Genomic DNA, 18713 nt, shown 5'->3' with positions numbered 1-18713 from the left:
TGGGTATCTGCGTATCGTAGCTGACATTAATCAGATCAAGCATTTCGGTGTCTCCCTTGAAATTCCTCCAGCCGGACGATCAGACCCGGCGCATGTCGTATTCACCCCGAACACGGTGCCGTAACGCTGCAGGGCACCGTTCTCACCGACCGCATTCGGGCGCTGGAAAATCCAGTTCTGCCAAGCGGTCAGGCGGCCGAAAATCCGGGTCTCCATGGTTTCCGGACCGGCAAATCGCAGATTGGCTTCCATGCCGGTCATCGCATCCGGCGAGAAGCTTGCCCGCTCCTCCAGGAAGATGCGGACCTCGTCTTCCCAGTCGACATCGTCATAGGCGAAGGTCACCAGTCCGAGATCGTTCGCATCGAACGCTTCCAGCGCTTCGCCGATATGCTCACGCGCAGCGTCGACACGCTCCGGCTCACCGAGGAACCGGGTCTCCAGCCGGGACAGATCGTTAGACATCGGATAGGGGCCGAAATTACCTTCCGTCAGCGTGATGGTCGCAACGGGACGATTGTCGCCTTCGAAATCGCCTTCCATCATGTAGCTGCGGTCGCAGGCAAACAGGATTTCTGCCAGGAAACCGGCAAAGCAGAGCCATTTTCGATCATCGCCACGAGCGAGCGCGACGTCAGGTCGATCCGCTTCAGCACGCGCTTCCAGTAAAGCAGGATCTCGCGGGACAGCCAGTCACTGTCCTTGTTGTCGAGCAGGAACTTCTCGTGCTCGACAACCCGTGCCGGATCGCCCTGGGACTTGAACACGACCACGCCGATTCTCAAGTTCGTTGAGACGCAGATGCAGAATGGCATCGTCCAGCTCCCGCGCCAGGCGGAGGATCCAGGCGGACGCGCCTGCTCATGCAGTGCATCGACCGAAGCCGGGGCATCGCCATCCGGGCCGGTGATCATGATCGTGGCAATGCCCTTTTCCCGATCGACATGGACCTCGACCAGCGAATAGTTGACCGAGCCGTCGTCTTCGAAACGGCGATCGAGCGGGGTCAGTTGAATGCCCTTGGCGCCTGCATTGCGAGACTCTTCGCCGGCGATTTCCTTCGCCCGTTCCGCGACTTTTTCGTCGAACTTGGAATTGGGCACGACTTCATCCACCAGGCGCCAGTCGACCGCACGGCGACCCTTCACACCTTCCTCGGTGGAACAGAACACGTCCGCCAGGTCCCGGCGCACCTTGCGCTTGTCGGTCACCCGGGTCAGGCCGCCGGTGCCCGGAAGAACGGCCAGAAGCGGCACTTCCGGCAGAGCCACAGTCGTGGAGCCGTCGTCGGTCATGATGATGCGGTCGCAGGCGAGCGCCAACTCGTAGCCACCGCCGGCGCAGGCACCCTTGACGGCGGCGATATAATGCTGGCCGGATTCGGCACCTGCCGCCTCGAAGGTGTTGGCGTTTCATTGGTGAACTTGCAGAAGTTGACCTTGTGCGCATGGGCGGCACCGCCGAGCATGCGGATGTTCGCGCCGGCGCAGAAGACATTGGGCTTGCCCGAGCGGAGCACCACGGAAGCCACTTCCGGATGCTCGAACCGCATACGCTGAACGACGTCGGCCAGTTCGATATCGACCCCGAGATCGTATGAGTTGAGCTTCAACTCATAGCCGTCGAACAATCCGCCCTTTTCATCGACGTCCATGTAGAGCGTCGCCACCGGACCGTCGTACTCGACACGCCAGTGCCGGTAACGCGAAGGTCTGTTTGAAAATCGATACGTTTGGTCACTTGTTCACTCCCGCTCCGTCCAAGCAATATGCATTATAGTGCTCTTCGATTGAAACGCAACGCCATAATGCGAATTTTAGTGCATATATTACTTGTTTATTTTCAGATACTTATTTACATAACCGGAAATTTTATCCGTTCTGCATTATATTTCATATTCGATTTCAAGGCACGCGAACCCATTGCCATTCGCCAGAGTCGCGGCAGCCCGCAGCGCGCTATCTTTCTCCAACCCCATCAGGCTTGTGCTCCGGCCTTCCGGAAAGGCCTCTTCGAACGCCGCCCGGCACAGATCCGCTATCCGAAGCCGCGCCCTGGGTTGGCCCATGGCGTCCTTCAACCAGCCATTGGCCAGCTGGATAACCGCCTGAACAAGGCACCGTTCCCGGCTGTTGGGCGCCGCATTGAGCCAGACCTGCTCCAGCACCTCATGCGCCTCCCAGAAGTAGCCTTCGTTCAAAAGCCGGCCCCCGTAACGCCATGCCATGTTTTCAGCGGCGTTTGCCGAAGACGTCACCGCAGGCGCGCGCGCCTTGATCGCGTCGAAGGTCCCATCTGCCGGCCGGACGTTCCGGCCTGGAATGTGCCGGTAATCCGGCAGGGGAAACGCCTCCGCCGCCATCGCAGGCTACAGCGCCGCTTCCGCGGCACGCTCCGCAAGAACGCCAAAGGCAGTCGGCGATGCCTGGATCGCGCTGCGCTGCATGTGCAGCCGTAGGCGCGCAGGCCGCCCAGTTCCTCACCGCCACCGGCCCGTCCGGGTCCACCGTGCACACATTGCGGCATGACGATCGAATGGCCGGTGTGATTGCGGCCGGTTTCTTCATCGACCATCATGATCCGCCCGTGCCAGGGGCCAAGCGTTACCGCTGTCTGCATCCGGGCGTCGGTATCGTTGGAGAACAGGCTCAGTGCCAAGGAACCACCACCCTTGGCTGCGATTTTCAACCCGTCCGCAACCCCGTCATAGGGCACGACCGTTGCGCAGGGCCCGAAAACCTCGACCGAATGCACAAGCTCCGCACCGTGCGGATCGGAACACGCGAGCAATGTCGGCGCGACAAAGGCCCCTGCCCCGTCAAGGGCTGCCGGAACGGCACCGCCGGTCAGGACCCGCGCCTCGCTGCCAAGCCGGGCAATTCCGTCCAGCGCGTCCTGCTGCTGCCGCTTGTTGACCAGAGGACCGACGCGAACCGCATCATCGGCCGGATCTCCGACCGGGAAACGGGAAACCGCCGCGACGACCGCTTCGGAAAACGCTTCGAGTTGGTTTTTGGGCACAAGGATGCGGCGGATATTGGTGCACAGCTGACCGGCCTTCACCGACAGCGCCTTGCCACCTCGCGCACCGCAAGGTCGAACAAAGGATCGCCCGGAGCGACATCCGGCCCGAGGATCGTGGCATTGACACTGTCCGCCTCGATCGTCACCCGTGCGCCACTCTTGAGAACGACAGGATGCGAGCGGATCGTGGACCCGGTATCGGCGGAACCCGGTAAAGGCGACGGAATCCATCGCCCCCAGGCATCCAGCAGGCCTTCGCCATTGCCGCAGACCAGACTGAACACGCCTTCCGGAACCACATTGGCCGCATCGACGTCGCGCATCATCTCGTGGACAGCCAGGCTGTCGCCGTTGCCGGCTTGGCCATGCTCGGCACGCCGGCAATCGTCGCAGCCGCAATCTTTTCCCACATGCCCAGGAGGGGAAGTTGAACGCGTTGATCTGCAACGCGACACCCGGCCGCGAGGTCCACAAATGCCGGGAGAAAAACACAGGGTCCTTGGCCAGCTGATCCTGACCGGCCTCGAGGACCATTGTCGCATCGCCAAGGATTTGCCGATGCGGGAATAGTATTTCAGCGTCCCGATACCGCCATCGATATCAATGGAAGCATCAACCTTTGTGTTGCCACTGTTGATCCGGGCGATTTCCTCGTACTTGGCGCGGTTCTCGGTCAGTACATCGGCCACCGCCTTGAGCAACGCACCGCGTTCGGCAAAGCTCATAACCCGCAGGGCACTGCCGCCCCTTTCCCGGGCGAAGTCCATCGCGCCTACCAGGTCCAGCCCGCTCGCATCTGCGTACGCGACCGGTCTCGCCGGTGACCGGATTGACCAGCGGACGCCCGTCCGCAGCTCCTGCAGTCCATTTCCCGGAAATCAGGCTTTCGAGCTTCATGCAATCTCGACCTCCACGGTTTCGATGCGTTCGAGGCGCGCGCAGAATTCGCAGATCGCCGCCAGGGTTTTTTCAGGCTGTTCGAGGAAAGGCGAATGCTTGCAGTCGGCCAGGATTTCGACATCGACCGGCGAATAGATCCGGTCTTCGATTTCCGTAATCTGCGCCAGCGTGCCGTATTGATCGTCGGCGCCCTGGATAGCGAGCACCGGGATGCGCAGATAGTCGATTGCCTCGGCAATGTTCCAGGACTTGAACCCGGGATCGAGCCAGGCATCGTTCCAGCCGCGAAAGGCGTTGTCGACGTCCTTGTGGTACTTCGCGAGCCTGGCGCGCAGATCACCGGTCTCATAGGCGACCTTCGCCTCGGCGATGGATTTCAGACCGCCTTCCTCGGTAAAGAAATGCGGCGCCATCAGCACCAGCCCGCGGACCCGATGATCCTCCACGCTGCCCGCATAGATCGCCGCAATCGACGCACCGTCGCTGTGGCCGACCAGGACACCGTGTTTGAACCCGATGATATCGAGCACCCCCGGCAGAACATCCACGGCCTCACGAGTCATGTAGTCGAGCGGCCGCGGCAGATCGACCGGATCGGATTGCCCGTAACCGCCACGGGACCACGCGAAGACCCCCGAAGCCCGTCGCTTCCGCCAGCTTCTTCGGGAAGTCGCGCCACAGGGCCAGGCAGCCGAGGCCTTCATGAAGCAGGACAATGGTCGGCGCTTCGTCCGGCGACGGACCGTAACAGACCGCCTCCAGCGTTTGACCGTTCACAGCGATCGTGGATGCAACGCCCTCGCGCCATTCGAACTCAGGCATGGTAATCATCCCGCAGCTTGAAGCGCTGGATCTTGCCGGTCGCGGTCTTCGGCAGATCGGGAACGACCTCCACCCAACGGGGATACTTCCATTTACCGATGTGTTCCTTGACGATATCCTTGAGCTCTTCAGGCAAATGATCGCCGGTGAAACCGTTTTTCAGGACGACAAAGGCCTTGGGCTTCTCCAGCCCCTCTTCGTCCCTCGCCGCCACCACAGCCGCTTCCAGAACCGCCGGATGCGAGACCAGCGCCTGTTCGATTTCGAACGGCGCAACCCAGATGCCGCTGACCTTGAACATGTCGTCCGTCCGGCCGCAGTAGACCAGCCGCCCGCTCTCGGTCACCTCGTATTTGTCCCCGGTCCGGGTCCACGCGCCTTCAAAGGTGGACCGGCTTTTTTCCCGCTGGTTCCAGTAGTCGGCGGCCGAAGACGCCCCCTTGACCAGCAACTCGCCGATCCCGCCCGTGCCAACGTCCTCGCCGTTTTCGTCGACAACCCGGATGTCATATCCCGGAACGGCAACGCCGGACGTTCCATAGACGACGTCGCCCGGCCGATTGGACAGGAAAATGTGCAGCATTTCCGTTGAGCCGACGCCGTCGAGGATGTCGCAACCGGTCAGTTCGCGCCAACGGGAGCCGACTTTTTCCGGCAGTGCTTCGCCTGCGGAAATACACCGGCGCAACGGCGCGGTAATGCTCCCCTGGCCGCTGTCGATATGCGCCACCATCGCGGCATAGAGCGTGGGAACGCCGCAGAACACTGTCGGCTGATAGGTGTCCAGGACCTTGCAGACGGAGTCCGGCGTCGGACGCGCATCCAGCAGCACCGTTGTCGCCCCGACGGACATAGGAAACGTCATCGCGTTGCCAAGGCCATAGGCGAAGAACAGCTTGGCGACGGAATAGACAATGTCGTCATGCTCGATGCCGAGCACCTGATTGCCATAGGTGTCCGCGGTGAATTTCAGATTGCCGTGAACGTGGCGCACGCCCTTGGGCTGACCTGTCGACCCGGAGGAATAGAGCCAGAAAGCACATTCATCCGACGAAACATCGATCGGTTCGCGGAACGAACTCGCCGAGAGTTCTTCCCGAAAGGAGAGATGGTCTCCGCCATCTGAACCGCCGATAACGAATACGCGTTCCAGGCAGGGGCAATCGGCCAGAACCGGTTCGATCACCGGCAAGAGCTGGGCGGACACGAACAGCGCCCGCGCCCGGCTGTCTTTCAGGATCGTCTCGTAGACATCCGATCCGAGCAGGGTGTTCAGCGGCACTGGAACGACGCCGGCCTTCAGGCTGCCCCAGAAGATGACCGGAAAGGCAATACAGTCGAGGACCAGCATGGCCACACGCTCTTCCCGGCGGATGCCGTGGCGCTCGTAAAGGTCGGCCATCCGTCCCGTTTCGTGCGCCAGATCCGCGTAGCTGATCTTCACCCCGGTTTCGCTTTCGATGAAGGCCGCCTTGTCGCTATAGGCCTCATCGGCATGCCGGTCCACAAAGTAGACAGCGGCATTCTCGTTCGTGGTCGTCATGGGTCCTCCCTCGCGCGCGTCTCCTCCTGCGCGCTGATGCATCATCGCGCCCGACCGTCCGTCAGGAAGCGGGCAAAATGGATAGCCTATCGGCCGGTAAACTCGATTGCGCCGTCCGGGAGCAGATAGAGGACATAGGCGTCGCCTCCCGTGACAGTGGGATGGTGATCGGACCCCGGTCCGTAGACATACCAGCCCTCGGGAAAGTCATCGAACTTCGGCGAACCGGAAATCGGCATCACAGCCCCGATCTCGCCCGTCGTATGAACATGATGAGGACCCTTGACGTCCTTCATCCGCACCACGTCGACGCTGAAATTCCGGGCTTCCGCACCAGGTTTCACCGCCCGTCCGAACTTGATGCCCCCCGCCTCGCGGGCCATCAGCCAGCCATCCGCCTCACCTTCCGCGCACAGCGATTTCAGCGCGCCGAACGTCTCTCCGTCGGTCGGAAACTCCGAATTGAGATAGGATGCCAACGAGTCATCGAGCGGCCGGTCGCCGATGCTTTCGGCAATCGTCGATATCGTGTCCAGAAACTGCTGCTGAGACATTCCGTCCTCCTCCTTTTGCCGACAGCGCGTCGTGATCCGCCCTCCGCGTATTATGCATAATAATACATAACACGCCAAAATTAAGCAATATATTTCACTTTTTAAAAGCCAAATTTCCTCAAACGCCGAGCCACTGTCGATGCAGTTTCGTCATCCGCCCGAAGCGCTTCACAAGTCCCGCTCCACACGCACATGCCGCGCCCGAAAACACTGGCCGTATCGGCAAGCCTTGTGGCGAAATGGAAATTCTGCTCGACCAGCAGCATGGTCATGCCCTCCCCCTTGAGGTCCTGCAGCTTGTCGAAGATCTGCCGGACGACGATGGGCGCCAGCCCTTCGGTCGGTTCGTCAAGGATGAGCAGTTTCGGGTTCATGACCAGCGCGCGGCCGATGGCCAGCATCTGCTGCTCACCGCCGGACAGCTGATTGCCGCCATTGTCGCGCCGGCTCGCCAGGTTCGGGAAGAAGTCGAACACACGTTCCACCGTCCACTTGCAGTCCGATCCGGCTGCAAGCCGGGCGGCAAGCTTCAGGTTCTCCAGAACCGACAGCGATCCGAACACGTCACGTGTTTCGGGAACATAAGCGATGCCCATGCGGGCGATATCGAATGGACGGCTCCGGGAAACCGACGTGCCGTCAAACAGGACCTCACCACTGAAAGTCGGCAAAAGGCCGACGATGGTTTTCAGCGTTGTCGTCTTGCCGACGCCGTTCCGCCCCAGAATGGCATGAAACCGCCCTTCATCGACGGCAAGATCGACACCGTGAATGACCTGAGTCTCGCCGTAACCGGCGTGAAGATCGCGAACCTCAAGCATCGCCCTGCCAATCGCCGAGATAGATTTCCCTGACCACGTCGCTTCCCTTTGTTTCTTCGGGCGTCCCTTCGAAAACCACCTCGCCGTAGTTCAGGACAGTGATCTGGTCGGCCACATCGAAACCGAGATCGAGATCGTGCTCGATGATGACGATGGTCAGTTCCCGCGGCAGCGTGGCGATCAGCTTGTGAAAGGCGTCGATCATACCGGGGCCGACCCCAGATGTCGGCTCATCCATCAACAGGAGTTTCGGTTTCGTCGCGAGTGCCAATCCGACCTCCAGTTGCCGCCGGTTGCCGTAAGAGGCATGCGCGACACCGAGTTCGAGCCGGTCGCTGAGACCGACCATTTCGGCGACTTCCTCGACCGTTTCCCGGATAGCCCGACTCTCATGGGCACGGGAGAAACAGGAAAAAGTCCGGCCTTCCGCCGTTGCGGCGGCAAGCGCAAGGTTTTCGCCGACGGTCAGCCCTTCGAACAGGTTGTTCTTCTGGTAGCTGCGCGACAGGCCGCGCCGGGCGCGCTGTTCCACATTCAGATTGGTGATGCGGGTGCCGTCGAGCAGGATCTCGCCGGATGTCGGCGGCAGAGTGCCCGCAAGCAGGTTGAACAACGTGGTCTTTCCCGCACCATTGGGTCCAAGAACCACCCGTCGCTCGCCTTTTTCAAGGCGCATGTGGATGTTGCGCGAAACGCGCAGACCGCCGAAGTTCTTGCAAAGATCGCGCACCTCAAGCATTTGCGCTCCTCCGGGACTTCCGCTGGAGAACATGCTCGATCTGACCGTAGACACCGCGCCCGCCGGCCATGACGGCCGCAATCAGGAACAGCCCGATCACCAGATGCCAATGCTCGGTGTATTCGCTCACCTGATGTTTCAGGAAGACCAGCAGCGCAGCACCCGCAATCGGACCGGCAAGCGTTCCCAACCCGCCGAGAATGACAATGATGAGAACTTCGCCCGATACGGTCCACACCAGCAGCTCCGGCGAAACGAACATCGTATGCTGGGCCGCGAGAACACCGGCCACGCCGGCGAGAAGCGAGGAAAAGGCAAATGCTGCCGCCTTGTGCTTCCAGACACTGAGACCGAGGGCCCGCATCCTGTCTTCGTTGGAATGAATACCGATCAGCGTCCGGCCGAAGCTGCTGCGCAGCACATAGGCTGCCACCGCGTAGACGATCAGCACCAGCGACAGGCAGAACAGTGCGAACTGAATGGAACCGTTCATGTTGAGGACCGATCCCGGAGAGGTCGTAGCGCGAGACCCCCGACAGTCCGTCGTCACCCCCAAGCGCCTTCCACTCGAAGACGACCACATAGGCCATCTGTCCAAAGGGCGAGTGTCGCCATGATGAAGAAGATTCCCGAGATGTTGGCGGTCACGGCGCCGACCAGAAGGCCGAATGCCATCGCGATAACAAGCGCGGCGATCGTCGCGGTAAAGCCGTCGAAACCCATCAGCGCCGTAAGGCCTGCAAAGGTGTAGGCGCCGATCCCGGCGGATGGCTCCGTGACAGAGCGAAACCATCCCGCCGTAGCCGGCAACGAAGTCCAGGCTGATGGCAAGGATCGCAAGAACAGCGATCTCCACGACGATTTCACCGGCGAAATAACCACCGAGGATCGCGTACAAAGCCAGCGCGGCAAGGATCACAGATCACCGTGACCGACTTGAGAGGGCGTCTGATAAAACATGCACTAGCTCCTGGGCCGGCAACAGACCGGCCGGCTTGGCAATGAGGACGATTGCGAGCAGCACATAGACGAGTACGGACGCAAATCCTGGCAGAACCACGGCACCAAATGTCTGGATGAAGCCAATGATCAGCGATCCGACGATGGCACCACCCAGGCTGCCGAGCCCGCCGATCACCACCACGATCAGCGTGGGAATGAGAATGTCTGTCGCCATGGAAGGTGTAGCCGAGAAAACCGGCGCGGCCACGGCGCCTGCAAGCCCGGCCAGCGCGCAGCCGACACAGAAGACCGCGAAGAACAGACGTTCGACGTTGATCCCGAGGCAGGACGCCATGGCATCATTTTCGACACCGGCACGAACCATGGCACCGATCTGGGTGCGAGACAGCACAAGACTGAGTGCAACCAGGACCACAAGTCCGACGGCGATGATGAACAGCCGATAAGCCGGGTAAGTAACCCCGAAAATCTCGGCAGGACCGGACAGGATCGCCGGCTGTTCCATACCAAGCGCAATATCGCCCCACAGAATGCGCACAAGATCCACCAGGACAAAGATTAGGCCAAAGGTCACCAGAACCTGGTTCATCGGCCCCGCCCTGCGCATGCGGCGAATGACGGCGACATAAAGAACGATCCCGACAAGCGTGACGGCCAGAGGCGCTGCGATCAGCGCCAGCCAGAAGTTGCCAAGGGAAGCCGCCGCACTGACCCCGACATAGGCGCCCACCATGTAGAGCGCGCCATGGGCCAGATTGACGAAATGCATGAGACCGAAAATGATCGTCAGACCGATCGAAAGCAGAAACAGCAGCATGGACAGCTGCATTCCATTGAGGAACTGCGTCAGCCAGAAGTCGGCATCCGCGACCATAGTCGCCCCTCCCACCGAATATCTTATGGACAGGGTCCGGCGCGGATGACCGCGCCAGACCGGTGTTTGTCTTACTTCAGCGTGCAGCCGTTGGCCGGGTCACGCACCAGACCGATGGTGCCGATCATCTTCTGTGTCAGGCCGTCACCATCGGCGACGGTTTCATAGACGTAGATGTTCTGCACGACATTGTTGGTGGCCGGATCGATGGTCAGCGGACCGCGCGGACCCGAATAGGACACCTTGGACAGCTGTTCCGTGATCGATTCCCGGTCGGTTGCCCCCGCATTGACCGCTTCGACAAGCACGCGGGCCGGCGTCATAGCCCTGGACGGCATATTCGGACGGCGCACGGTCGAACTTGGCTTTGAAGGCTTCGACGAATGCCTTGTTTTCCGGCGTGTTGATGGTCGGAACGTAATGCAGTGCCGTCGTCACACCGATTGCTGCCGGACCTTCGGCCGCAACATAAAGCGGAGACGTCAGGAAGCCGGAGCCGTAAAGCGGAATGTCCTTCTTCAGCCCGAAGGAATCATACTGCTTGACGAAGGTGATCGCTTCCTTGCCGGCATAGAAGACGTAGATCGCGTCCGGAGATGCGGCCTTTGCCTTGGTCAGGTAGGGACCGAAATCCTGGGTCTTGCCGAAAGGCGTATACTCGGAGCCGACGATCTCACCGCCTGCAGCTTTAAAGGCTTCAGAAAAGGTATCGATCATCTGATGACCGGCCGCATAGTCCGGCGCCATCGTATAGACCTTCTTGATACCGATCCGAGCCATCCACTCGCCCATCGGGCGGTTCACCTGACCGTTCGAGAACGATACACGGGTGATATAGCGGCTGCAGTTCTCGCCCGTCGCCTGATCATTACCGGCGTTGGCCACGACCAGCGGCACTTTCGAGCCATCCACGAAGTCGCGGACAGCACCCAGAACAGCCGAGGACACGATGCCAACCATGGCATCCACCTCGTCCTGAAGCACGAGCTTGCGCGCCTTGGCCACGCCGGTTTGCGGCTTGGCTTCACTGTCTTCGGATACGATCTTGAATTCTTCGGACTTCCCACCCTCTTCAAGGGCCATGGTGAAACCGTCTTCAATTTCCTTGCCGAGCGCGGCATATGGGCCGCTCTTCGGCAGAAGCAGGCCGATCTTGATGTCGGCAGCCTGAGCGGTATTCGCGACAAAAGCCGCCGATGCGCACGCCATGAGCGCGGCCATCAGATGGTTCTTCATGTTTTCTCCTCCCAGAAAAAAGCGGCACGCTATTCATCTGTTCGCGGCCGCACCAAATTTTATGTATTATATTTCCTACAGAGCCTTCCCTCTTCCGAATTTTGCAATTTAATACACATCGCACGCGACGATTCAAGCAATATGTTGCATATTTTAGTCATAACGGGAGAAAGACAGGAAGCTGTCTCCGGAGGGGGCAATGAGCCACCTGCCGCAAGCCGCCGAGGACGCTAGCTCAGACATTCGGACGACACGTTGATCCTATCCGTACAGGTCTTTGAAAGTGAAGCGTTTAATCGGCCCTGAATCCGACATCGGCAGCCAATTAAGCCAAGAGCCCCTCGACCGGGTGGGACAGTGCCGTAATGATGCCGCGCAGTTCGGCAAGCCCCTTGAGACGTCCGATTGCCGGATAGCCCGGCTGGGCATGACGTTCGAGGTCATCCAGAATGTCCAGTCCGTGGTCAGGACGCATGGGGATTGACCAGTCCACCCGACCGTCCGCCTTGCGCCTGCGCTCTTCCCGCAGGACTGCAGCAATGACCGCGACCATATCGGTATCCCCATCGAGATGATCTGCCTCATGAAACGAGCCGCGAACGGTTCCTGTTTCCCGTTTCACGTTTCGAAGGTGCAGAAAGTGGATCCTTTCGCCGAGCCGGTCGATCATGCCCGGCAGGTCGTTATCGGGTCTTGCTCCGAGCGAGCCGGTACACAGCGTGATGCCGTTGGCCGGTGACCGCACCGCATCCATGATTGTCCGGTAGTCATTTTCCGTCGACATGACCCGTGGCAAACCCAGCAGACCGAAGGGTGGATCGTCCGGATGGCAGCAAAGCCGGAGACCGAGCTCCTCGGCAAACGGCACCACTTCCCCCAGAAAATCGATGAAATTGGACCTCAGCCGATCCTCGGATACAGCTTCATATTCGGCAAGGTGCATACGGATATCGTCAAGGGAAAAACCCTCCGCCGCACCGGGGAGACCGAAAACCACATTCCTGGCTAGCGCGGCACGTTGATCGTCATTCATCGCACAATGCCGGTCTTTGGCGGCGTCCACTGTCTCTTCGGGATAGTCCTTTTCGGCGCCGGACCTCTTCAGAATGAAAAGATCGAAGGCAGCGAAATCGGCATAATTGAACCGCATGCATGTTGCGCCGGTGGGCAATTTCCAGCGCAGATCCGTTCGCGTCCAGTCAAGGACAGGCATGAAATTGTAGCACACCACGTCTATGCCGGCTTCTGCGATATGCCTGAGGCTGACCTTGTAGTTTTCAAGGTGCTCACGCCAATCGCCCTTCTGCTTCTTGATGTCTTCGGAGACCGGGAGGCTTTCGACCACCTGCCACTTCAGCCCCGATGGATTCCCTGCCCTGGTGAGAGACAACTCTTCCTGTCGCCGGACGATCTCCTGGGCGGTCCACAAGGCGCCGACCGGCGCATGGTGAAGGGCGGTTACCACACCTTCCGCTCCGGCCTGCAACATGTCGTCGATCGTGACCAGATCTTGCGGCCCGAACCAGCGCCAGGTCTGCCTCATAGTTCCGTCTCCCCTGCCGCGCGTGGTTGTTTTTGAGCCGGTTCCGCGGCCCATCGGTTTTTAGCAATGTTTTCACCTGTTGACTAGTATGGAAGTATGGTGATACCAAATCCGTGGAGGAAATATTCGAGATGGCTTTCCAACAACAGTCTCAGCGCATTCTGGATGTCGCGGCCGCAGTCGGCCCGCAGCTCTATCGAATCCTGAGACAACGGATCATTCGCAACGACCTCGAGCCGGGCACCCGGATTTCAGAGTCGGAAATCGCGGCGGAATATGCCGTCAGCCGTCAGCCGGTACGCGAAGCCTTCATCAAACTGGCCGAAGAAGGCCTTGTGGAAGTCCGCCCCCAGCGCGGCACCTTCGTCCGCAAAATCGCAAAGTCTGCCGTGATGGATGCCCGCTTTGTTCGAGAAGCCATTGAGGCGGATATCGCCAAGGAGCTGGCCGCCGGAAAAGTCGCTGGCCTCGACGCGGAACTACGCCGGCAAATGAAAGAGCAGGCCCGCGCCGCCAAGACCGGCGACTCCGTTCGCTTCATCGAATTGGACGAACTGTTTCACCGGACCCTGGCCGAAGCCGCAGGCAAGGTCTACGCGTGGGATGTCATCGAAAGCGTCAAGGCGCAGATGGACCGGGTACGCCACCTGAGTACCCGACGTTTTCCCATGGACAAACTGGTTGAACAGCATGCGGCTATCGCCAGCGCAATCACCGCTGCCGATGCCAATGCTGCCGAACAAGCTGTGCGAACGCATCTTAGAGAAATTCTCAATGATCTGCCGGCCATTGCCGAGAGCAAGCCGGAATTCTTCGAGGATGCGCGACCTGGAAACAAATAAAGCGGGACAGGGGCGTCAATCCGGACAGTCCAAACCCGCCGTGTCTCAGCAAAAGGGAGGAACTCATGCTGAATCGGAAGACGACCCGGAGGTCGACACTCAAAGCGCTTGGCGCGACCGCCATCCTGACCGGCACCGTACTGTTTGCAGGCCAGGCCCTGGCCGCCGACTACACACTGTCCGTCAACACGGCGCTGGCAACCACCGATCCGCTCTATAAGGGCCTTGAGGCCCTGCAGAAAAACGTCGCTGAAGCCTCCGGGGGCCGACTTGAGGTCAAGCTGTTCCCGAATTCGCAACTCGGCCCGGACGAGGATGTGCTGGAACAGGCCCGCGCCGGCGCACCGGTCGCCGTGGTCGTGGACGGCGGGCGCCTCGCCGTTTTCCAACATGAATTCGGCGTCCTGGGGGCCCCGTTCCTGGCATCCGGCTATGACGGCATCCGCAAGGTCGTCACATCGGACATGTTCGAAGACTGGGTGACGAAGCTGCATGACAACGGCAATCTTCAGGTCCTGTCCTTCAACTGGTGGCAAGGTGAGCGTCATCTCCTGACCCAGAAGGAAATCAACACCCCCGCCGATCTCTCCGGCATCCGCATGCGCACGCCGGGCGCGCCGGTCTGGACCGGAACGATCAGCGCCATGGGCGCCACCCCGACGCCGATGCCTTGGGGCGAGGTCTATTCCGCGCTCTCTTCCCATGTGATCGACGGCGCAGAAGCCCAGTTCCCTGCCATCGTCGGCGCCAAACTGGATGAAGTGATCACCCACATCACCAAGACGGGACACATCAACCTGATCACGGGTCTCGTCACATCCGGCCCTTGGTTCGACACCCTGCCTCCGGATCTGCAGAAGATCCTGCGCGAGGAATCCCTGAAGGCCGGCGATGTCGCATCCTACGGTACGCAGGATTCGCTTGCGTCCATCGAGCAGAAACTCAAGGACAAAGGCATTTCCGTCCGCGAAGTAGACGTCACGCCGTTTAAGGAAGCCACCGCAACCGTCTACGATGATCTCGGCTATGGCGAACTTCGCGATACGCTGCGGGCAATGGCTGCGAACTGAATTTTCCTGCACACTATTCCAAACAGGGACGGAGCACGCACACTCCGTCCCCATCACCCGATTTACGCTAACAGCTGCCGGGCTGAGCAACTATGTCCAGAATATTCGCCAAACTCGAAATCATTGCCGGCTGCGTCCTGCTTGCCGTCATCACGGTTCTGGTCTTCATCGCCGCCGTGATGCGCTTTGTCGGATATCCGCTGATCTGGTCGGTGGATCTCGCGCAGCTCCTGTTCATATGGCTCTGCTTTTTCGGTGCCGCCAAGGCTATGCGCGAACGATCTCACCTCGGCGTCGATTTTCTGACCCGGCTCCTGCCGCCCGGAATGCGTCTCGTTCTCGAAACGCTCATGTCGCTGCTGTTCGCCGCGTTCTTCCTGGTTCTCGCCTGGGAAGGCTACAAGCTGACGATGCTAAACAAGGAACGTCTGTTCGGCGATTCAGGCCTCTCCTACGCCTGGGTGACCATCGCGGTTCCCGCCGGCTGCCTCCTCCTCCTCGGCTCGATGATTTCGAACCTGATCGAGGCCTGGCGTGGACGGATCACTGACGGCCGCTACATCTACTCCCGCGCCATGAGCCCGGTCGAAGCCGGTGAGATCGAGGACATCTGAACCATGCTGGCGATCACCCTCGTCTTTTTCGTGCTGCTGATTCTGGGCGCCCCGGTCGCCTTCGCCATAGGCCTGGCCGGTTTCACCTTCTTCCTGACCTCCGACATCATGCCGGTTTCCATCGGCGTTCAGAAGATCGCAACGGTCTCCCAGAGCTTTCCGCTGCTCGCCGTTCCGTTCTTCGTCCTCGCCGGGCACCTGATGAACGAAAGCGGTATCACCGATCGCCTTTTCAAATTCGCGCACGTCGCAGTTGCCTGGATGGCAGGCGGGCTCGCCCAGGTCTCCATCATCCTGTCCACACTGATGGGTGGCGTTTCCGGCTCGGCCGTCGCCGATGCGGCCATGGAGGCCCGCGTCCTCGGGCCTCAGATGATCAGCCAAGGCTATTCCCGCGGCTATTCCAGCGCCGTCATCGCGCTGAGTTCCCTGATCACCTCCACGATCCCACCCAGTATCGGCCTGATCCTTTACGGCTATGTCGGGCAGGTCTCGATCGGCCGCCTGTTCATGGCCGGCATCGTGCCCGGCCTGCTGATGATGGCCTTCTTGATGATTGCCGCCTACGTGGTCGCCCGCAAGCGCAACTACGTGGTCAAGGACAGCGTAAAGCCGACGCCGAAAGCACTCGCCGTTGCCGCCTGGGACGCCAAATGGGCGCTGCTGTTTCCAGTATTGCTGATTGTCTCGATCAGAGGAGGCCTCTTCACACCGTCCGAGGTCGGCGCCTTTGCCGTCGTCTATGCCATTTTCGTCGGCTGGCTTGCCCACAAGGTGCTCGACCTTGCCGCAATCAGGCGTGCCTTCAACCAGGCCCTGTCGGATATCGGCCTGATCATGCTGATTATCCTGATGAGCGGCATGATCGGCTTCGCCATCATCTTCCTTCAGGTACCGCAGCAGATCGCCGGCACCCTTCTCGGGTCTCTGACCAGTCCGGATGTGATCGTCGGGGTCATCCTGATCAGCCTGTTTATTGCAGGGCTGTTTTTCGAAAGCACGATCCTGGTCCTACTGCTGACCCCGATCTTCGTGCCCGTGATCGAGAAAGTGGGCTTCGACCCGGTCCATTTCGGCATCCTGATGATGACCATTGTGACCCTTGGCTCGATGACCCCGCCTGTCGGGGTCGCCATGTACACGGTCTGCGGCATGCTCGATACGCCGCTGGAGGAATACATCAAGGAATCCCTGCCATTTTTCATGGCCATCTTCGCACTGATCGTCCTGTTGCTGTTCGTGCCCGGCCTCGTGCTGTTTTTGCCGAATCTGATGTTCGGATGATCCGCTTCTTCCCGCCGTTCCAGGTCAGGCGCCCATGTCCTTGAACAGTTTCACGACTTCGTCCCGGGCCACACCAATATGATAGCGCAGGGCTTCGCGTAATTTCGCCCGGTCCTTGTTCTTCAGGGCCTCCAGAATAGGCTCGTGGGTCTCGGCTATCTTGTGGGGATCGTCATAGAGCTTGCCGATCAGCGTGATGCCGGCGCGCATTTCGACGGCAAGATCGTCGTAGACCTTCAAAAGCCGGGCATTTCCCCCGAAAGCGCACAGCATGCGATGGAAGGTAAAATCAGCAAAGATCTGCTCCCCGATCGACCCTTCCTCGGCGAGTTCGTAAAGCTTGTCCGCCTGGGCCCTCAGCAATCCGAACTCACGGTCGCTGATCCGCTGCAGCGCCAGATCGGCCGCATGGATTTCCATTCCGATGCGCAATTCATAGATATCCCGGAGGTCATCGGATGTAAGCGTCCGCACGAAAAACCCGCGTCGCGGACTGGAAACGACAAGTCCCTGGCTTTCCAGCAGCCTTAGCGCTTCCCGTACCGGGGCCCGGCTCGTCCCGAATTCCTTGGATAGCCGCAATTCCGTCAGCCGTTCTCCCGGCTTCAGTTGCCCATCCGCGACCGCATTGATGATCTGTCTCGCGATCTGCTGGACGAGATCCGTTGTCTCAAGTGCTGAAAACATCCCCTGTGGACACCTTGTCTCAATCGCACAAAAAGTCCGCGCGACTGGCCTTGTTGTTCGTCAAAGCGGCAGGTCGATAATGATTGCCGCCCTTCTTCTTCACTCCGTATAACCGAACCATCCGACTGGTCCCGATACCACGAAACGCGTCGTTTTCCAGCTATGGCGCTCCGCTCATCCGACCTATTTGGCAAGCATTAGCCTGCCCAATGCGCATGCAATCGCGCCCAAACCGCTGGTTATTTGCCCCTATCCTTGCTCAAAAATTGATTATTGTCGACAATTGACACAAGCACGCTCGCATGTTTGCGTAGCACGTAATTATACGGAAGCGGATTCTATGGTTCGGACCGCTCAACGAACAGGACGCCGCCCAACAGCGGCATCGGGGCAAGAAGGCAATGACTCAGATCTCAGCGATCCCATCGTCCACCGACCAGCCAGTGGAGCGCATCGACCTTGCTGCTGCCTACAGGCTGATCGCCCACTTCAAGATGGACGACAGCATCTTCACCCATATTTCCGCCAAGGCACCAGAGGGCGAAGGCGAGAACGCTTTCCTGATCAACCCTTATGGTCTGCGTTTTGATGAAGTCACTGCCAGTAGCCTGGCAACGGTCGATGTCGACGGCAACATCCTGCGCGATACCCACGGCGCCGGGATCAACAAGGCCGGCTTTACCATCCACAGCGCTGTTCATGCGGCGCGCCCGGAGGTCCACTGCGTCCTGCATACCCATACGGTAGCCGGTGTCGCCATTTCCTCGATGGAAGAAGGCATACTGCCGCTGAACCAGTGGTCCCTGCAGTTTTACAATCGCACCGCATTCCACGACTATGAAGGCATCGCACTTGATCTCGCCGAACGCGAAAGACTGGTCGCCGACCTCGGGGATCGCAATGTCATGGTGCTCCGGAACCACGGATTGCTGACCTGCGGCCGCACCGTCGGCGAAGCCTTTGCGCTGATGTTCAACCTGGAGCGTGCCTGCAAGGCCCAGCTGGCGATCATGTCCTCAGGCGGGACGCCGAAGAAACTCGACGCGGAGCTCGCGGAAAAGACGGCCCAGCAATACGAAGGCTGGGACAAACAGCATTCCGGCAACAAACCGGATCCTCAGTGGGACGCCTTCCAGCGTCTCGCAATCAAGCATTACCCGGACCTGGTGAACTGACCAGCAGGTCCAACACCTCCCA

The 18713-nt window shown here is 59.8% G+C and carries 19 protein-coding genes and 2 pseudogenes; 6 read left to right on the top strand and 15 right to left on the bottom strand.

Going from position 1 to position 18713, the window contains the following annotated elements; translation table 11 throughout:
• Positions 1–79: 79 nt before the first annotated feature.
• The 11 genes and pseudogenes from boxC to ABIN98_RS19655 all read right to left on the bottom strand — a co-directional run.
• Positions 80–1723: pseudogene (boxC, locus tag ABIN98_RS19705) on the bottom strand (2,3-epoxybenzoyl-CoA dihydrolase); the annotation flags it as partial.
• Between the two features lie 162 nt (positions 1724–1885).
• Complete coding sequence (locus ABIN98_RS19700) at positions 1886–2257, bottom strand: DUF309 domain-containing protein (RefSeq protein ID WP_346912294.1); 372 nt, start codon at positions 2255–2257, stop codon at positions 1886–1888.
• Complete coding sequence (locus ABIN98_RS19695; RefSeq protein WP_346912292.1) at positions 2254–3063, bottom strand: aldehyde dehydrogenase family protein; 810 nt, start codon at positions 3061–3063, stop codon at positions 2254–2256. The genes ABIN98_RS19700 and ABIN98_RS19695 overlap by 4 nt, the downstream gene beginning before the upstream one ends.
• Complete coding sequence (locus ABIN98_RS19690) at positions 3060–3791, bottom strand: aldehyde dehydrogenase family protein (RefSeq protein WP_346912290.1); 732 nt, start codon at positions 3789–3791, stop codon at positions 3060–3062. The genes ABIN98_RS19695 and ABIN98_RS19690 overlap by 4 nt, the downstream gene beginning before the upstream one ends.
• A 126-nt stretch (positions 3792–3917) precedes the next feature.
• Positions 3918–4746: pseudogene (locus tag ABIN98_RS19685) on the bottom strand (alpha/beta fold hydrolase).
• The gene (locus ABIN98_RS19680; RefSeq protein WP_346912288.1) at positions 4739–6289 is read right to left on the bottom strand and encodes a benzoate-CoA ligase family protein; all 1551 of its coding nucleotides are present in this window, start codon (positions 6287–6289) and stop codon (positions 4739–4741) included. Before ABIN98_RS19680 ends, ABIN98_RS19685 begins: the two are co-directional and overlap by 8 nt.
• Before the next feature lie 86 nt (positions 6290–6375).
• Entirely contained in the window at positions 6376–6843 is a 468-nt protein-coding gene (locus tag ABIN98_RS19675; protein ID WP_346912286.1) for a DUF4863 family protein, read from the bottom strand.
• Positions 6844–6944: 101 nt separating this feature from the next.
• Positions 6945–7664 carry an ABC transporter ATP-binding protein gene (locus ABIN98_RS19670; RefSeq protein ID WP_346912284.1) on the bottom strand — a complete coding sequence of 240 codons (720 nt, stop codon included), beginning with the start codon at positions 7662–7664 and terminating at the stop codon, positions 6945–6947.
• A complete protein-coding gene (locus tag ABIN98_RS19665; protein ID WP_346912282.1) occupies positions 7657–8403 on the bottom strand; it encodes an ABC transporter ATP-binding protein in 747 nt (248 codons plus the stop codon). The genes ABIN98_RS19670 and ABIN98_RS19665 overlap by 8 nt, the downstream gene beginning before the upstream one ends.
• Positions 8396–8896: a branched-chain amino acid ABC transporter permease gene (locus tag ABIN98_RS19660; RefSeq protein WP_394701565.1), complete on the bottom strand. Its 501-nt coding sequence runs from the start codon at positions 8894–8896 to the stop codon at positions 8396–8398. The genes ABIN98_RS19665 and ABIN98_RS19660 overlap by 8 nt, the downstream gene beginning before the upstream one ends.
• 53 nt (positions 8897–8949) lie before the next feature.
• On the bottom strand, positions 8950–9126 hold the full coding sequence (locus ABIN98_RS19655; protein WP_346912278.1) for a hypothetical protein: 177 nt from the start codon (positions 9124–9126) through the stop codon (positions 8950–8952).
• A 52-nt stretch (positions 9127–9178) separates the two neighbouring features.
• On the opposite strand from ABIN98_RS19655, the gene ABIN98_RS19650 reads away from it, so the two are divergent.
• Positions 9179–9334 (top strand): hypothetical protein, encoded by a 156-nt coding sequence (locus tag ABIN98_RS19650; RefSeq protein ID WP_346912276.1) that lies wholly within the window; start codon positions 9179–9181, stop codon positions 9332–9334.
• Here ABIN98_RS19650 and ABIN98_RS19645 read toward each other — a convergent pair.
• From ABIN98_RS19645 to uxuA, 3 genes are all read right to left on the bottom strand, one after another.
• Positions 9326–10240 carry a branched-chain amino acid ABC transporter permease gene (locus ABIN98_RS19645; protein WP_346912274.1) on the bottom strand — a complete coding sequence of 305 codons (915 nt, stop codon included), beginning with the start codon at positions 10238–10240 and terminating at the stop codon, positions 9326–9328. The two genes, ABIN98_RS19650 and ABIN98_RS19645, sit on opposite strands and share 9 nt — an antisense overlap.
• Before the next feature lie 162 nt (positions 10241–10402).
• Positions 10403–11476 carry an ABC transporter substrate-binding protein gene (locus ABIN98_RS19640; RefSeq protein ID WP_346912272.1) on the bottom strand — a complete coding sequence of 358 codons (1074 nt, stop codon included), beginning with the start codon at positions 11474–11476 and terminating at the stop codon, positions 10403–10405.
• Positions 11477–11801: 325 nt separating this feature from the next.
• Positions 11802–13019 carry a mannonate dehydratase gene (gene uxuA, locus ABIN98_RS19635; RefSeq protein WP_346912270.1) on the bottom strand — a complete coding sequence of 406 codons (1218 nt, stop codon included), beginning with the start codon at positions 13017–13019 and terminating at the stop codon, positions 11802–11804.
• Between the two features lie 131 nt (positions 13020–13150).
• On the opposite strand from uxuA, the gene ABIN98_RS19630 reads away from it, so the two are divergent.
• The 4 genes from ABIN98_RS19630 to ABIN98_RS19615 all read left to right on the top strand — a co-directional run bounded on the left by ABIN98_RS19630 (position 13151) and on the right by ABIN98_RS19615 (position 16829).
• On the top strand, positions 13151–13861 hold the full coding sequence (locus ABIN98_RS19630) for a GntR family transcriptional regulator (RefSeq protein ID WP_346912268.1): 711 nt from the start codon (positions 13151–13153) through the stop codon (positions 13859–13861).
• A 65-nt stretch (positions 13862–13926) separates the two neighbouring features.
• Positions 13927–14931, top strand: a complete 1005-nt coding sequence (locus tag ABIN98_RS19625; RefSeq protein WP_346912266.1) for a C4-dicarboxylate TRAP transporter substrate-binding protein — start codon at positions 13927–13929, stop codon at positions 14929–14931.
• A gap of 92 nt (positions 14932–15023) precedes the next feature.
• Positions 15024–15545, top strand: a complete 522-nt coding sequence (locus tag ABIN98_RS19620) for a TRAP transporter small permease (RefSeq protein WP_346912264.1) — start codon at positions 15024–15026, stop codon at positions 15543–15545.
• Positions 15546–15548: 3 nt separating this feature from the next.
• On the top strand, positions 15549–16829 hold the full coding sequence (locus ABIN98_RS19615; protein WP_346912262.1) for a TRAP transporter large permease: 1281 nt from the start codon (positions 15549–15551) through the stop codon (positions 16827–16829).
• A gap of 24 nt (positions 16830–16853) precedes the next feature.
• On the opposite strand, the gene ABIN98_RS19610 is transcribed toward ABIN98_RS19615, so the two are convergent.
• Complete coding sequence (locus tag ABIN98_RS19610; RefSeq protein ID WP_346912260.1) at positions 16854–17516, bottom strand: GntR family transcriptional regulator; 663 nt, start codon at positions 17514–17516, stop codon at positions 16854–16856.
• Positions 17517–17917: 401 nt separating this feature from the next.
• Here ABIN98_RS19610 and ABIN98_RS19605 point away from each other — a divergent pair, with 401 nt between their 5' ends.
• Positions 17918–18691, top strand: a complete 774-nt coding sequence (locus tag ABIN98_RS19605; RefSeq protein WP_346912258.1) for a class II aldolase/adducin family protein — start codon at positions 17918–17920, stop codon at positions 18689–18691.
• The last annotated feature ends 22 nt before the right edge of the window (positions 18692–18713 follow it).

This window comes from uncultured Roseibium sp. (genome assembly GCF_963675095.2).
In the GTDB taxonomy this organism is placed as follows: domain Bacteria; phylum Pseudomonadota; class Alphaproteobacteria; order Rhizobiales; family Stappiaceae; genus Roseibium.
This window is presented reverse-complemented; position numbering and strand designations above follow the sequence as displayed.